Consider the following 13,093-nt stretch of genomic DNA (forward strand, 5'->3'; position numbering starts at 1 on the left):
GCGCTCAGTTCATTTCAAACTGACTAAACCACTGCGCCAAGGAAGCGCGGGCGCGAGCAGTATAAGCCTCCTTGCGCTGTTTCTTCTTCACATCGTCCAGGGTCGGGAAAAGCCCGAAATTCACGTTCATCGGCTGATAGTCCGCCGTCGCGATATTGCCCGTGACGTGACCCAGCAATGCCCCAAGGGCCGTATCCCCAGGCGGCGGGGGCATGTGCTGGCCAAGCAGTTCGGCAGCGGCGAAACGGCCGGCCAGCAGGCCTATGGCCGCACTTTCCACATATCCTTCGCACCCGGTCATCTGACCAGCGAAGCGGATGTGCGGCGCGCTCTTCAAGCGCAGGGTTGCGTCCAGAAGTTTGGGGCTCTGGATGAAGGTGTTGCGGTGTAGCCCGCCCAGCCGCGCAAACTCGGCCTTCTCTAGTCCGGGAATGGTGCGGAACAGATCAACCTGCGCGCCATGTTTGAGCTTTGTCTGGAACCCAACCATGTTCCACAGCGTACCCGACGCATTGTCCTGCCTCAGTTGGACGACGGCATAGGGCCAGCGGCCGGTGCGCGGATCGTCTAGCCCCATTGGCTTCATCGGGCCGTGCCGCAACGTTTCGGGGCCTCGGGACGCCATCACCTCGATCGGCATGCAGCCTTCGAAATAAGGCGTGTTCGTTTCCCACTCTTTGAATTCGGTCTTCTCGCCGTCGATCAGTCCCTGTACAAATGCCTGATATTCGTCCTTGGTCATCGGGCAGTTGATATAATCCTTGCCCTCGCCACCACCGGGGCCGATCTTGTCCCAGCGGTTGGCCATCCAGCATTTGTCCATGTCGATGCTGTCGAAATGTACCACTGGCGCAATCGCGTCGAAGAACGCAAGATGATCCATGCCCGCAGCGGAGCCTATACTCTCCGCGAGCGCTGGTGCGGTCAGCGGCCCGGTGGCGACGATGGTCATCCCTTCGCGCGGCAACTGATCGATGCGCTCCCGCACGATCTCAACATTGGGATGATCGGACAGGGCGCGGGTGACGCCATCGGAAAACAGGTTTCGGTCGACGGCCAGGGCCGATCCGGCGGGGACCTTTGCGGGTTCGGCCTGCGCCATGATGAGCGAATCCAGCCGTCGCATTTCCTGATGGAGCAGGCCAACGGCGTTTTTGTCCGCATCGTCCGACCGGAAACTGTTGGAGCAGACCAGTTCGGCAAGGCCGTCCGTCTGGTGCGCCGGGGTCATGTCGCCAGCCCCCCGCATTTCCGACAGGCGCACCTTCACACCAGCCTGCGCCAACTGCCAGGCCGCTTCCGACCCGGACAGCCCGCCACCGATAATATGCACCCGATGATCTGTCGCTTCGTCCATTTGTCCGTCCATGCGTTGGTGGCTGGCGTTTAGGTCAATTGGCGGCAAAAGGAGAGCGCAAAATGATCGACCATATCGGCATCGCCGTGAGTGACGCGGGACGGTCGCGCGACTTTTACGACGAACTGCTTGGCGCGATTGGGCTGCGGCGTTTGGTGACCATCCCCCCGGCGGATAATGAGCGCGGCGGTGAGACGCACGGCTATGGCCGGGACGATGACGCCTTCTTCTGGATCGGCGACAATGAAAGGGTAGGTGAGGGCACCCATGTCGCCTTTCGCGTCGAAAACCGGGCGCAGGTTCATGCCTTTCACGCAGCGGGCCTGCGTGCCGGTGGGCGGGACCATGGCGCGCCGGGGCTCAGGCCGCATTACGGGCCAAGCTATTACGCTGCCTTCATCCTGGACCCTGACGGCATCAACGTGGAAGCCGTTTGTCACGCGGAGGTCGATTTGAGCGCCGCCGAGCATAAATCTTAAACCTGTCGCAGGCAGCGCTCGCGGCGGCGAGCCGCTGCCTGCATTCTATCGATCAGCCCGCTGCAACACTGTTCGCGGCCGACAATACAGCCTGAACCGAGGCAGTCGCGATGTCCGTGTCGGTGCCGATGCCGAAGACCGTGCGGCCGTCCGGCGTGCGGCATTCGACATAGGCGGCGGCGGCGACGTCCGTACCCGCGCCTATCGCATGTTCGCTATAGTCGGCGACCTCCAGATCGACGCCGAGGTCATCGCGCAGCGCCGCTAGAACCGAGGAGATGAGGCCGTTGCCGCGTCCGGAAATGGAGCGTTCGCCGCCCTTGTGCGCGATCTTGCCGGTGAAGATGCGGTCGCCCGCATGGCCGGTCTCATTATAGTCGATCAGCGTGTAAGGCTGGTCGCCGGAGAGGCGGTAATGATCCTCGAAGGCGGTCCAGATGTCGGCGGCGTTCAGTTCGCGGCTCGACTGGTCGGCCAGCGCCTGCACAACCTTGGAGAAGTCGGCCTGCATCCGCTTGGGCAGCTTCAGCCCCTTATCCTGCTGCAACACCCAGGCGACGCCGCCCTTGCCAGACTGCGAGTTGACGCGGATCACGGCTTCATAGTCGCGGCCCAGATCCTTGGGGTCGATCGGCAGATAGGGCACGTCCCAAATCTGGTCGTTGCGGGTTTCCTGAACGGCGAAGCCCTTCTTGATCGCATCCTGATGCGAGCCGGAGAAGGCGGTGAAGACCAGCTCGCCCGCATAGGGATGACGCGGATGAACCGGCAGCTGATTGCAATATTCGACGGTCTGAATGACTTCGTCGATGTCGGAGAAATCCAGCCCCGGATTGACGCCCTGCGTGTACATGTTGAGCGCGACGGTCACGAGGTCGCAGTTGCCGGTCCGCTCGCCATTGCCGAACAGACAGCCTTCGACGCGGTCCGCGCCCGCCATCAGGCCCAGCTCGGCCGCAGCGACGCCGGTGCCGCGGTCATTATGGGTGTGCAGCGAAATGACGACGCTGTCGCGGCGTGAAATGTTGCGGCACATCCATTCGATCTGGTCGGCATAGATGTTGGGCGTCGCCGCCTCGACCGTGGCGGGCAGGTTCAGGATCAGCGGACGATCCGCCGTGGGCTGGAGAATCTCCATCACCGCTTCACAGCATTCCAGGCTGAAATCCAGCTCGGCGGTTGAGAAGGTTTCGGGCGAATATTCGAAATGCCAGTCGGTGTTCGGCTGCTTCGCTGCATTGTCGCGCAGCAGCTTGGCCGCGTTGATCGCGATATCCTTGATCTGCGGCCGGTCCATCTGGAACACGATGTTACGCCAGGCGGGGGACACGGCGTTATAGACGTGGACGATCGCCTGCTTCGCACCGCGCAGGGATTCGAAGGTCGTGGCGATCAGGTCATCGCGGGCCTGCGTCAGCACCTGCGGGAACACGTCATCGGGGATCGCGCCGTCACGGACCAGGCCGGAGATGAAGTCGAACTCGGTCGCGCCCGCCGAGGGAAAGCCGACCTCGATCTCCTTGACGCCGACCCGGACCAGCAGGTCGAAGAAGCGGCGCTTCTTTTCCGCGTTCATCGGGTCGATCAGCGACTGATTGCCGTCGCGCATGTCGGTCGAGAGCCAGCGCGGCGGCGAGGTGATGACGGCGCTCGGCCACTGGCGGTTTGGCAGATCCACTTGGGGGAAGGGGCGGTATTTCTGCGAAGGGTCGGTCAGCATCATGGGAAAGCTACTTCTTCTGCAAACGGGCGGCCCCTATTTGAAACAAAGGCGCGGCCTGCCCGGTGGAACGACTATCTGCTTGGGTATGCCCTTAGGCGGATTGCTGCGTCATTCAAGCGAAGAGCAGCAGAAATGCCACGCCTAAGGGCGTGTAAGTCGTAGCAGGGGAAGAAGCGCGCGCTGCATGATGTATCTGCCTTAACCGTTTTCGTGGCTCCGCGTCCAGCTTTTGTTGTGGAAGGCGTTTGGAAGAAGGTTCATTTACCTCGCCATCACAATGATCCATCCCATCGCGAGGCCCTCATGTCCCTGACCAACCTCCTTATACCGACCTACAGCCAGATGCTGAAAACTCTCTCTGGCTGGCTCGACAAGGCTGAAAGGCAAATGGGGGGCGATGCGGCCAACGCGCTTCTGTCCGCGCGGCTTGCTCCCGACATGTTTCCGCTGTCCACCCAAATCCGGTTCGCTTGTGTGCAGGCTTGGGAAGGCGTGTTTCGGCTAAAGGGAGAGGCGTTTCCCTTATCGATCCAGGCTCTTCTGGACGAGGGCCGGAACGCGGAGGAAAATCCCGGCTCGATTGCTAGCGCAAAGGCCAGAATTGAAGAAACGCTCGCCCTGTTGGACGATCTCGCTCCCGATGCGCTTGATACCGACCCGCAAAGCCCGATTGAGCATGCATTGCCGATGGGCATCATTTTCGACCTCACGGCCGAGCAATATGCTCGCGACTGGACGTTGCCCCAATTCTACTTCCACGTCATGACCGCCTACGCAATCTTGCGCAACCAGGGGGTAGAGTTGGGCAAGGCGGATTATATCGCGCATATGTTCCCATATATACGGCCGGGAACAATGCCGACCGGCTAAAGCCCATAGTCACGCGGGGCGGCTACGCCGGTCCCAAGTCGGATAGGATTTATTCCGGGGAACGGCCCGGGTGATGACGGCTCATCACCCGGACCTGACAGCTTACTTCTGAAAAGCGGCGACGATCTTCAGTTCCACATTATCGCCGACCATCGGGACGCCGTAACCCATATTGAAGTCGCTTCGCTTGACCGTTGTGGTCGCGACGAACCCTATATTTTCCTTGCCGCCTGCCATGGCCGGAGCCTTGCCCGCGCCGTAAAAGTCAGCATCGAGCGTCACCGGCTTGGTGACACCCTTGATCGTAAGATTTCCGGTGATCTCTGCGCTGGTCGCGCCATCGGGCTTCACGCTCGTGGAGACGAATGTCGCCTTTGGAAATTTGGCGCTATCGAAAAAGTCCGCCTTCATCAGATGTTCGTCCAGCGCGGTGATGCCGGTGCGGACATTGGCGATGGGGACTTCGATCGAGACCTTTGCAGCGGCCACATTTTTGGGGTCCAGAGTCAATGTGCCGACCGGGCCAGAGATGATGCCGAAATTGTTGGAGAAGCCCATATGGTCATAGGCGAAGGCGACCTGGGTGTGACCCGGATCAACCTGATAGGTGCCGCCGGTTACGCGGGCCGGGTCCCTTGCGCCGGGCGCGGCGGGCATCTGCTGGGCGATGACGGCGCCGCCGGTCAGGGCGGGAAGGGCAGCGGCGGAAATCAGGAACTTGCGCATGGATGCGTTCTCCAGAAGCAGTCAAGGGACACGCTACCATAGCGGCGTCCCTTGATTGTTCCAGAGGCGTAACCGGAAACGGAGAGTTACCGGATTGAAATTCTGGGCTTCGCGCCTGTTCCGTCATCCCAGCGCAAGCTGGGATCTCAGCAGAAGGTGCGCAACGAGGCCCGAGACCCCAGCTTTCGCTGGGGTGACGAAGCTGGAGCTTCAGTTCTTTTCCTGATCCACCAGCTTGTTGGCGGCGATCCAGGGCATCATCGCGCGCAGCTTGGCGCCGGTTTCCTCGATCGGGTGACGCTGGGCGGCGATGCGGCTGGCCTTCAGTTCAGGCTGGCCGGCGCGGTTGTCGAGGACGAAGTCCTTGACGAAGCGGCCCGACTGAATGTCGGCCAGGACGCGCTTCATTTCCTTCTTCGTTTCTTCGGTGATGATGCGCGGGCCGGTCTTGATATCGCCATATTCGGCGGTGTTCGAGATCGAATAGCGCATGTTGGCGATGCCGCCTTCATACATCAGGTCGACGATCAGCTTCAGTTCGTGGAGGCATTCGAAATAGGCCATTTCCGGCGCGTAACCAGCTTCCACCAGGGTTTCGAAGCCAGCCTGAACCAGCGCGGTCGCGCCGCCGCACAGGACGGCCTGCTCGCCGAACAGGTCGGTTTCGCATTCCTCGCGGAAGTTGGTTTCGATGATGCCGCTGCGGCCGCCGCCGACGCCCGAAGCGTAGGACAGGGCGATGTCATGGGCGTTGCCGGTCGCGTCCTGCGCGATGGCGATCAGGCAGGGGACGCCGCCGCCGCGCTGATATTCGCTGCGGACGGTGTGGCCGGGGCCCTTGGGCGCGATCATGATCACGTCCACGTCCTTGCGCGGTTCGATCAGGCCGAAATGGACGTTGAGGCCGTGGGCGAAGGCGAGCGCGGCGCCGGGCTTCAGGTTGGCGTGAATGTCGTCGGCGTAGATGGCGGCCTGATGCTCGTCGGGGGCGAGGATCATGAGGACGTCGGCCCATGCGGCGGCCTCGGCGTTCGGCAGGACCTTAAAGCCTGCGCCTTCTGCCTTCTTGGCGCTCGCCGAGCCGGGGCGGAGCGCAATGGCGACTTCGGCTACGCCGCTGTCGCGCAGGTTCTGGGCGTGGGCGTGGCCCTGCGAGCCGTAGCCGAGGATGGCAACCTTCTTGCCCTTGATGAGGCCGATGTCGGCGTCGCGATCGTAATAAACCTTCATGTCCGTTCTTCCTTCAGACCGTGCCTTTTCCTCGCCCTTTCAGGGGAGAGGATACGAAATCTCGGTTCGGCGGAAGCCGGACCTAGATGAAGTTGGAGAGGGGCTTTTCGCCACAGTGAGGGCGCTGCCCCCTCTCCAGCTGCGACTAGGCGGCAAAGCCACCAAGTCTCGCTTCCTCTCCCCTGAAGGAGAGAGGATATTCAGTTCAGTTCGGCTCCTTGCCGCGGATCAGGCCAACGACGCCGGTGCGGCCGACTTCGACCAGGCCGATCTGACGCATCAGGCCGATGAAATTGTCGATCTTGTCAGTCGTGCCGGTGATCTCGAAGATGAAGCTTTCGATCGTCGTGTCCACCACCTTGGCGCGGAATACGTCGGCAAGGCGCAGCGCCTCGATCCGGTCCTCGCCAGTGCCCGAAACCTTGACCAGCGCCAGCTCGCGCTCGACGAAGGGGCCGTTGGCGGTCAGGTCCGTCACCTTGTGAACGGGCACCAACCGATCGAGCTGGGCAATGATCTGGTCGATCACCTTGGGCGGGCCGTTGGTGACGATTGTGATGCGGCTGATCGCATGATCATGCGTGATATCCGCCACCGTCAGGCTGTCGATATTATATCCGCGCGCGGTGAAAAGCCCCGCGATGCGAGCAAGGATACCCGCCTCGTTGGTGACCGTCAGCGACAGGACGTGCCGCTCGCTATATTCTTCCTGAATGTGCATCAGATGTTCGTTCCGTTGTCCGGTTCTTTTTCGCGCTCATGGCGCTCGGAAATCATGCCAGTAAAGGCGTAGTGCCAGCTGCCATCGTCGCGATGAGCGATGCGAACCGGAAATCCGGCTATCGCATCGAACATGCGGCTCAGATGTTCACCCACATAGCGCGGGCTGATCAACAGGCGGCCTATCCGGCGTTCGTGAAAATCGAAGCCCTCATCCAGGTGAACTTCCCAATCTTCATTCTCCGGATCGCTATGATCCACGGTCCAGCCTTTCAGCTCGGCCGTGCCGCTTATCCGTTCGAAGTCAAAGGGTTCGCTCACATGGATGCGGAGCTTCAGATGCCCAGTCACGCCATAACCCTCACACCAAAGCCTTTGCCTCGTCCGACATGATACCAGCGACCTGGCTGGGGTCGAGCAGCATGTCGGTATGCGCCGCGCCCGACGGGATCATCGGGAAGCAGTTGGAAAGCTTCGCCACGCGGCAGTCCACGATGACAGGGCCGGGTGTGTCGATCATCTGACGAATGCCTGCCGCCAGCTCCTGCGGCTCTTCGATGCGGATGCCGGTCCAGCCGTAAGCCTCTGCCAGCTTCACGAAGTCCGGCAGGCTGTCCGAATAGCTGTTGGAATAACGGCTTTCATAGGTCAGTTCCTGCCACTGGCGGACCATGCCCATATATTCGTTATTGAGGATCAGCACCTTGACGGGCAGCCGGTATTGGCTCGCGGTTCCCATCTCCTGAATGTTCATCTGGATAGATGCGTCACCCGCGACGCAGACGACCAGGCTGTCGGGATTGCCGACCTGCGCGCCGATCGCGGCAGGGAAGCCATAGCCCATGGTGCCAAGACCGCCTGAAGTCAGCCACTTGTTCGGCTCTTCAAAACCGAAATGCTGCGCAGCCCACATCTGGTGCTGGCCGACTTCGGTGGTGATGATGACGTCATCGGCCGACTTGGAAGCCCGGTAGAGCTCCGCGATCGCCTCCTGCGGCATGATCTCTTCGCGGCTCTCCGGATAGGCCAGGCTGTTGCGCGCGCGCCAGCCTTCGATCCTGGCCCACCACTCGCTGAGGTCCACAGCCTTGTGACCATGGGTTTTCCACGCAGCGATCATGTCCGTCAGCGCGTTGCCGACGTCAGCAATAACCGGAAGATCGATCTCGACCGTCTTGTTGATCGAGCTGCGGTCGATGTCGATGTGGATTTTCTTGCTGTTCGGCGCAAAGGCATCGAGGCGGCCGGTGACGCGATCGTCAAATCGCGCACCGATGCAGACGATCAGGTCCGCCTTGTTCATCGCCCAATTGGCTTCATACGTGCCATGCATGCCCAGCATGCCCAGCCATTGCGGCGAGGAAGCGGGGAAGGCGCCCAGACCCATCAAGGTTGAGGTAACAGGCGTACCAGTCAGCTCCGCCAGTTCACGCAGCAGGATCGATGCCTTGGGACCCGAATTGATGACCCCGCCGCCAGTGTAGAAGACCGGCCGCTCTGCCTTGGCCAGCATTTCGACGGCCTGAGCGATTGCAGACGCATCCGCCTTGGTTTGCGGCTTGTAACTGGCATGCTCAAAGCCAAGCGGACGGGAATAGGGCGCAGTGGCGACCTGCACGTCTTTGGGAATATCGACGACAACCGGGCCGGGGCGGCCCGTGGTGGCGATATGAAAGGCTTCGTGGATGACGCTCGCCAGCTTGGCGGGCTTCTTCACCAGATAATTATGCTTTGAACAATGGCGCGTGATGCCGACCGTGTCAGCTTCCTGGAAGGCGTCAGTGCCTATCAGCGGCGTGCCGACCTGCCCGGTGATGACGACCATCGGGATGGAATCCATCAGCGCATCGGTGATGCCGGTGACCGCATTGGTCGCGCCGGGGCCGGAGGTGACGAGAACGACGCCGGGTTTACCGGTCGAACGAGCATAGCCTTCCGCCATATGGGTCGCGCCCTGTTCGTGGCGGACAAGCACGTGGCGGATCTTCGGATGATCGAAAAGTGCGTCATAAATGGGCAGCACCGCCCCGCCCGGATAACCGAACACGACCTCGACCCCCAGGTCGATCAGGCACTCAACCAAAATGTCCGCGCCGCTCTTTTCGGCCACGATGAAATCCTTCCACTGGATGCAGGTTGCGCCCTCTGCTCCAGATGAGGAGCGAAGGCAAGGTGGGTGCCTCTATTAGACATAAAATGGCTAGTCAATATCTATTCACGTAATTTAATTACGATTTTAGATGCTGAATTGTCATCAACAGGGCGTGTTTCCCTGGGCCAAATGGCTGGGGGCTGCCGCGAAAACCAGGTATATTGGCGTTTGGCATATTGCCGGGTCGCAATCCGGCCGCGCTCCAGCATCATCTCGCGGTCCATATCACCGGCAAGCCAGCTCGCAATTTCAGGCACGCCGATAGCGCGCATGACGGGAAGATCGGGCGAGAGATTGCGGGTAAGCAGGGCCTCTACTTCGGCTACGGCGCCACCCTCTACCATCTGCTCGAAGCGTTGGTCGCAACGTCCGATCAACCAATCGCGCGGGGGCAGCAGGATCAGCGGTGAAAGGTGGATCTGTTCGCCGATGCCTCCCACCTTCTGCTGTTGCCAATAGGCAAGCGGCTGGCCTGTCGAGCGCACCACTTCCAATGCACGGGCGACCCTTGTGCTATCGGCAGGCGCCAGCCGGGCGGCAGCTGCCGGGTCCTCAATTGACAATGCGGTATGGGCATCGGCGACCGGCATGGCGCGGACAGCGGAACGAATGGCGGGATCGATGTCCGGCACCGGAGCGATACCATCAAACAATGTGCGCAGGTAAAGCCCCGTGCCACCGACCAGAATGGGCAGGCGTCCTTCGGCATGCGCCTTGCCGATCTCCTCGCGCGCTTCTGCCGCCCACCGCGCAGCCGTACAGGCTTCCGCCCCGTCAATATGGCCGAAAAGGCGGTGCGGGATGCCACCCATTTCCTCCCTGCTCGGGCGCGCGGAAAGGACTTGGAGATCGTCATATACCTGGCTGGCGTCGGCATTGATGACGATGCCATTGGTCGCTTGGGCCAGCCGGAGTGCCAGCGCGCTCTTGCCGCTGGCGGTAGGCCCGGCAATAAGCGCGACGCGGGGGCGGGATTCGCCCATAGATGTTTCAGGAGTGTCCATGTTCGTCGCAACCTTAGTGGCAAGTGCGGCCTTGAGTCAGCGGGATATTGAAGATGCCGTGGCTCGGCTGGCGACGGCTGGCTGCGCGCCGGTGGATAGCAAGTGGCTGGATGAGGGCAAGGCTGCCGATATTTTCTTCGGCGGTGATGCTGTGTTGGCCCGCGCGGCGCTAACCGGGATCGGCGACAGGATCGATGTCATCGTTCAGCTTGCCGAGGGGCGCGAGAAGAAGCTGCTGATCGCGGACATGGACTCCACGATGATCACGGTCGAGTGCATCGACGAACTCGCCGACTATGCGGGCATCAAGCCGCAGATCGCCGATATCACCGAGCGGGCGATGCGCGGCGAGCTCGACTTCGCAGGCGCGCTGCATGAGCGCGTCGCCTTGCTCAAGGGCCTCGCCGATGAAGCGATCGACCGATGCCGGACAGAGCGCGTGAGGATCATGCCGGGCGCGGGAGCACTTGTCCGTACAATGAAGGCGAGGGGGGCTGAAACCCTCCTTGTATCCGGCGGCTTCACCCGCTTCACCGGACCCGTGGCCGAGGAAATCGGGTTTGATCGTGCGGTGGCGAATGTTCTGGAGATTGCTGATGGAGCGCTGGTTGGCACGGTAACGCTGCCGATCGTCGATGCCTCGCGCAAGCGTGCGGAACTGGAAGCCGCGATCGAAGCAGGCATTGATCGGGCATTGACGCTCGCGGTGGGTGACGGCGCCAACGACATACCTATGATCCAGGGCGCGGGTCTTGGCGTTGCCTATCATGCCAAGCCCAAAACGCGGGAAGCAGCCGCTGCGGAGATCGTCTATGGCGACCTCTCGGTACTTCTGTATGCGCAGGGCATCTCTTCGGCAGAATGGGTCAAGGCGCAGTCGCTCTCAGACAGCGATCGGGATGGCATCTGAGGTCAGATATGAACAAGCATCCACAGCGCCATCGCAACCATCATGACGTTTTCCGTCAGGGAGACGAACCCCAACGGTACGTTGCTGCCGCCACCGACGCAGGCGCATTTCAGTTCCCGCTTGTCGATATAGACAGCCTTGAACACTGATACCGCGCCGATGCCGCCAATGAACAGCGCCACAGGGATGGAAAGCCAACTCGCCAGTGCATGTCACGCATCCGATGAGGGGCCTTGTCCCATCATTTCGGCTTTCGAGGGGTAGTTCTTCACCGGAACGGCTGTCAGAACCCGGCCATCAACCCGTCGATCGCCCCTTGCAGAATGTAGCTCGCGGCCAGCTTGTCGACCAACTCGCCCCGCCGCGCACGGCTCGCATCTGCTTCCAGCAAGGTGCGCGTAACCGCCTGCGTCGACCAGCGTTCGTCCCACAACAGGATCGGCAGGCCAAGATCCGCAATGTTGCGGCCGAAGGCACGGCTCGCCTGGCTGCGTGGACTCTCGCTGCCATCGAGATTGAGTGGGAGGCCGATGACGACGCCCTTCACCTGCTGCTGCTCCATGAAAGCGGCGAGCGCGACCTTGTCCTTGCTGAACTTCCCACGTGCCACCGTGTGCGCCGGACTCGCGATGGACCAACCCGCGTCGCACAAGGCAAGCCCGATCGTTTTCGTGCCAACATCCATGCCGAGCAGGCGGCCGCCGTACGGCAGCGCCTCGCGGAAGGCCGCGCGGTCGGTGGTGAGCAGCGTGCTCATTTCTTCAGGAAACTCGCCACCCGCTGGCGCGCATCTTCCCGAACGTCACCCCAGAACAGTCCATAGTCATAGACGTGATAGTTATTGCCCGGCAGCGTGAACGGCCCCATGTCCACCGGCTCCCCGATCATCAATATGCCGCTGCTATCACAACGGGCTGGAACTACGCCCTTCAGCAGCCGCGGCGCTTTGCCTTCATCCCGGCCATCGATCGTACCCATATTGGCGCTTGCCGGAGCGGCCCCGTTGAAGGTGCCGGTAATGGGATTGGTGCAGAGCATATGCGTGCCCTTGCGAGGGCGGCCCGTAAAACCGCGCAAGCGCTCGAAACTTTCCACCATCGGAGCCGGATCAGCAGGCTCGGCATAGCTTTGCCAGCTGACAATGCACCGCGCCTGATCGCGCCGGGCGCAGGCGGGCAGGCCGAGGGCGGGCAAATCCGCCTCCACGGATACCGGCCAGCCAACGGCATAAACGGCCACGATGCGGGAAGCGACAGGCGTCCCCGCAACCTGATCGCGCAGCAACTGGAGCAGGTGGCGCGACCCTTGGCTGTGCCCTGCAAGGATCAGCGGACCCTTGGGATTGGCTTTGAGAAACGCCGCAAAGGCCTGGCGCACATCGCGATAGGCCGCCGCCAGCGCCTGTTCGCCAGCAGGCTTGTCGGTGAGGAAAGCGCCATAATTGGCCTGCCGATAGCGAGGCACCCAGACATCGCCGACCGCGTTGAAGGCGCTCGCCTGTCCCTGCACGAAACGACGGGCAGTCGTCAGCGCATCCTTGTCGTCCAGCCGCATGTTCCAATGCGCGCCGCCGAAAGCGGTGATGTAGGAAGTCGGATGGATGAAGAACACAGCCGCCTTCTGGGTGACCGCTTCATCCTTCTGTCCGGTGGGTTTCCACAAAGCCGGATTGCCTTGCGCGATGTCTGGCCTAGCGATCCACATCTTGGGATCATCATAGGCATTGGCCGGAAGCGGCGCGATCGGGGTGAAGGCTTCTCGCGGCACCATGACCGCGCGGATCAGCTGCATCCCCCAGATGCGGTAAACCAGCAATGCCGCAAGGACCAGCACGATAAGGCTGGCGACGACATAGAGGAACTTGCGGGCCAATGCTTTGCTCTCCGCCGATCGCCAGAACCCCCATGGCCTGCGTCGAACGG

Annotated in this window: 13 protein-coding genes and 1 pseudogene; 3 read left to right on the forward strand and 11 right to left on the reverse strand. The window is 61.6% G+C overall.

Going from position 1 to position 13,093, the window contains the following annotated elements; all coding sequences use genetic code 11:
* Positions 1-4: 4 nt before the first annotated feature.
* Entirely contained in the window at positions 5-1,369 is a 1,365-nt protein-coding gene (trmFO, locus tag ACZ5TH_RS04340; RefSeq protein WP_464794738.1) for a methylenetetrahydrofolate--tRNA-(uracil(54)-C(5))-methyltransferase (FADH(2)-oxidizing) TrmFO, read from the reverse strand.
* Between the two features lie 50 nt (positions 1,370-1,419).
* On the opposite strand from trmFO, the gene ACZ5TH_RS04345 reads away from it, so the two are divergent.
* A complete protein-coding gene (locus ACZ5TH_RS04345; RefSeq protein WP_464794739.1) occupies positions 1,420-1,836 on the forward strand; it encodes a VOC family protein in 417 nt (138 codons plus the stop codon).
* Positions 1,837-1,888: 52 nt separating this feature from the next.
* Here the strand turns inward: ACZ5TH_RS04345 and leuA are convergent, their stop codons facing one another.
* Entirely contained in the window at positions 1,889-3,559 is a 1,671-nt protein-coding gene (leuA, locus tag ACZ5TH_RS04350; protein ID WP_464794740.1) for a 2-isopropylmalate synthase, read from the reverse strand.
* Between the two features lie 303 nt (positions 3,560-3,862).
* Between leuA and ACZ5TH_RS04355 the strand changes: the two genes are divergently transcribed.
* A complete protein-coding gene (locus ACZ5TH_RS04355; RefSeq protein WP_464794741.1) occupies positions 3,863-4,429 on the forward strand; it encodes a DUF1993 domain-containing protein in 567 nt (188 codons plus the stop codon).
* A 102-nt stretch (positions 4,430-4,531) separates the two neighbouring features.
* Here the strand turns inward: ACZ5TH_RS04355 and ACZ5TH_RS04360 are convergent, their stop codons facing one another.
* The 6 genes from ACZ5TH_RS04360 to miaA form a co-directional block, all read right to left on the reverse strand.
* The gene (locus tag ACZ5TH_RS04360; protein ID WP_464794742.1) at positions 4,532-5,155 is read right to left on the reverse strand and encodes a YceI family protein; all 624 of its coding nucleotides are present in this window, start codon (positions 5,153-5,155) and stop codon (positions 4,532-4,534) included.
* A 210-nt stretch (positions 5,156-5,365) separates the two neighbouring features.
* A complete protein-coding gene (gene ilvC, locus ACZ5TH_RS04365) occupies positions 5,366-6,385 on the reverse strand; it encodes a ketol-acid reductoisomerase (protein WP_037463071.1) in 1,020 nt (339 codons plus the stop codon).
* A 205-nt stretch (positions 6,386-6,590) separates the two neighbouring features.
* Positions 6,591-7,106, reverse strand: a complete 516-nt coding sequence (ilvN, locus tag ACZ5TH_RS04370; RefSeq protein ID WP_464794743.1) for an acetolactate synthase small subunit — start codon at positions 7,104-7,106, stop codon at positions 6,591-6,593.
* The gene (locus ACZ5TH_RS04375; protein ID WP_464794744.1) at positions 7,106-7,456 is read right to left on the reverse strand and encodes a hypothetical protein; all 351 of its coding nucleotides are present in this window, start codon (positions 7,454-7,456) and stop codon (positions 7,106-7,108) included. Before ACZ5TH_RS04375 ends, ilvN begins: the two co-directional genes overlap by 1 nt.
* 10 nt (positions 7,457-7,466) lie before the next feature.
* A complete protein-coding gene (locus tag ACZ5TH_RS04380; RefSeq protein WP_464794745.1) occupies positions 7,467-9,215 on the reverse strand; it encodes an acetolactate synthase 3 large subunit in 1,749 nt (582 codons plus the stop codon).
* Positions 9,216-9,316: 101 nt separating this feature from the next.
* Positions 9,317-10,261, reverse strand: coding sequence for a tRNA (adenosine(37)-N6)-dimethylallyltransferase MiaA (gene miaA / locus ACZ5TH_RS04385; RefSeq protein WP_464794746.1), 945 nt, complete (start codon positions 10,259-10,261; stop codon positions 9,317-9,319).
* Here miaA and serB point away from each other — a divergent pair.
* Positions 10,260-11,171 carry a phosphoserine phosphatase SerB gene (gene serB, locus ACZ5TH_RS04390; protein ID WP_464794747.1) on the forward strand — a complete coding sequence of 304 codons (912 nt, stop codon included), beginning with the start codon at positions 10,260-10,262 and terminating at the stop codon, positions 11,169-11,171. The two genes, miaA and serB, sit on opposite strands and share 2 nt — an antisense overlap.
* A 2-nt stretch (positions 11,172-11,173) precedes the next feature.
* Here serB and ACZ5TH_RS04395 read toward each other — a convergent pair.
* The 3 genes and pseudogenes from ACZ5TH_RS04395 to ACZ5TH_RS04405 form a co-directional block, all read right to left on the reverse strand.
* Positions 11,174-11,377, reverse strand: a pseudogene (locus ACZ5TH_RS04395) (glutaredoxin); the annotation flags it as partial.
* Positions 11,378-11,454: 77 nt separating this feature from the next.
* A complete protein-coding gene (gene ruvX / locus ACZ5TH_RS04400; protein WP_460987990.1) occupies positions 11,455-11,928 on the reverse strand; it encodes a Holliday junction resolvase RuvX in 474 nt (157 codons plus the stop codon).
* Positions 11,925-13,043, reverse strand: a complete 1,119-nt coding sequence (locus ACZ5TH_RS04405; protein ID WP_464794748.1) for a DUF3089 domain-containing protein — start codon at positions 13,041-13,043, stop codon at positions 11,925-11,927. The genes ruvX and ACZ5TH_RS04405 overlap by 4 nt, the downstream gene beginning before the upstream one ends.
* Between the last annotated feature and the right edge of the window lie 50 nt (positions 13,044-13,093).

Source organism: Sphingobium sp. TomTYG73 (assembly GCF_055394245.1).

Coding starts and splice junctions, on each gene's coding strand:
- trmFO (WP_464794738.1), bottom strand. CDS start 1,369: ATGGACGGACAAATGGACGAAGCGACAGATCATCGGGTGCATATTATC.
- ACZ5TH_RS04345 (WP_464794739.1), top strand. CDS start 1,420: ATGATCGACCATATCGGCATCGCCGTGAGTGACGCGGGACGGTCGCGC.
- leuA (WP_464794740.1), bottom strand. CDS start 3,559: ATGATGCTGACCGACCCTTCGCAGAAATACCGCCCCTTCCCCCAAGTG.
- ACZ5TH_RS04355 (WP_464794741.1), top strand. CDS start 3,863: ATGTCCCTGACCAACCTCCTTATACCGACCTACAGCCAGATGCTGAAA.
- ACZ5TH_RS04360 (WP_464794742.1), bottom strand. CDS start 5,155: ATGCGCAAGTTCCTGATTTCCGCCGCTGCCCTTCCCGCCCTGACCGGC.
- ilvC (WP_037463071.1), bottom strand. CDS start 6,385: ATGAAGGTTTATTACGATCGCGACGCCGACATCGGCCTCATCAAGGGC.
- ilvN (WP_464794743.1), bottom strand. CDS start 7,106: ATGCACATTCAGGAAGAATATAGCGAGCGGCACGTCCTGTCGCTGACG.
- serB (WP_464794747.1), top strand. CDS start 10,260: ATGTTCGTCGCAACCTTAGTGGCAAGTGCGGCCTTGAGTCAGCGGGAT.
- miaA (WP_464794746.1), bottom strand. CDS start 10,261: ATGGACACTCCTGAAACATCTATGGGCGAATCCCGCCCCCGCGTCGCG.
- ruvX (WP_460987990.1), bottom strand. CDS start 11,928: ATGAGCACGCTGCTCACCACCGACCGCGCGGCCTTCCGCGAGGCGCTG.